The organism is Cyanobium sp. NIVA-CYA 375 (assembly GCF_056108345.1).
Genome location: NZ_JBSYHW010000222.1, coordinates 1 through 1163, shown reverse-complemented (window position 1 = coordinate 1163; position 1163 = coordinate 1). Strand labels below are relative to the sequence as shown.

Below are 1163 nucleotides of genomic sequence, written 5' to 3'. Positions count from 1 at the left end.
TGATCTGCACGGAGTGGAAGCGATTCATGGCGCCCAACTTTGATCAGCTGGCCACCGCCCTGCGCCAGAAGCTGATCGTTGATGGGTGCAATCTCTACGACCCTGAGCGCTTGGCGGAGCTGGGGTGGACGTATTAGGCGATTGGGCGGGGGGCTTCTGTTCAAGCGGTTGTATGAGGGGCTGGGGGGCGCAAGAGCCTGCCCACCGCAGGCGCTTGGCTGGAAAACCCGTGAAAGCACGGAGGCCCAGCGCAACAGTACAAGCGTACTGTTGCGTGATCGGGATGTGGAGGGCTGGCCGGTGTCAGTGGGTGGGGTTTGAAAACCGATCACTGGTTCTACGGGCTGTTTCAGAGCGCCCCAGATCTGATCGCCTTGCTCTTGCCGCATGGTGCCGCTGAGGCTCCCTCCCTGGGGCCGGATGCGCCTGGCGATGCGCTCTACCGTTTTGAGGCGCCGGAGCTGAAAGCTGCCAACCATCGTCTCGATGGGGCGTTCTGGCCCCGCTCTGGGGATACGGGTACGCCGGAGCAGCCGGTGGTGCTGCTGGAGGTGCAGATGCACGCCAAGCCGGGGTTCAAGCACCGGCTGGGGGCCCAGAGCTTTCGCTTTCTGCAGCTCAACCCCCAGGTGCAGCATCTGGCAGTGGTCGTGGTGGTGCCGCACCGGCGCCTCAAGCTTGGCCCCGCCCTTTTGCCGCAGCAGTTGCAGGCGTTTGTTGATGGGGTGATCTGGCTCAGCCTGGAGGAGCTGGGCCAGCAGCCTGATCTCGATCCACTGCTCACCCTGCTCACGCTGCCGGTGCGACCAGAGGCCGAACTGCCGGCCAGCACCCAGCAGATCCTGGTCCGCCGACCAGATCTCTTTCCCGCCGTTCAAACTATCCTTCTGGAGCGGCTTCCCCTACTCACTCGCAAGGACCTCATGGAAATCGCAACCATTCCCGCCAAAGATTTACGCCATACCCGTGTTGCACAGGAGTGGATTGAGGAAGGTAGGCAGGAAGGCCGGCAGGAAGGTAGGCAGGAAGGCCGGCAGGAAGGCCGGCAGGAAGGTGAGGCCAGCGGCCGTGCGGCTGAGGCTGCTGCCGTCACCTTGCGTCTGCTCAACCGCCGCTGCGGCCCCTTGAGCGAGGCAACCACCGCTCTCATCCAGGCCCTGCCC

1 protein-coding gene is annotated in these 1163 nt (G+C 64.0%); it reads left to right on the top strand.

The features are described from left to right. Positions 1-317: 317 nt before the first annotated feature. Positions 318-1163 (top strand): DUF2887 domain-containing protein (locus tag AC01FP_RS17690; protein ID WP_474482046.1); only part of this gene is annotated, 846 nt, incomplete at its 3' end.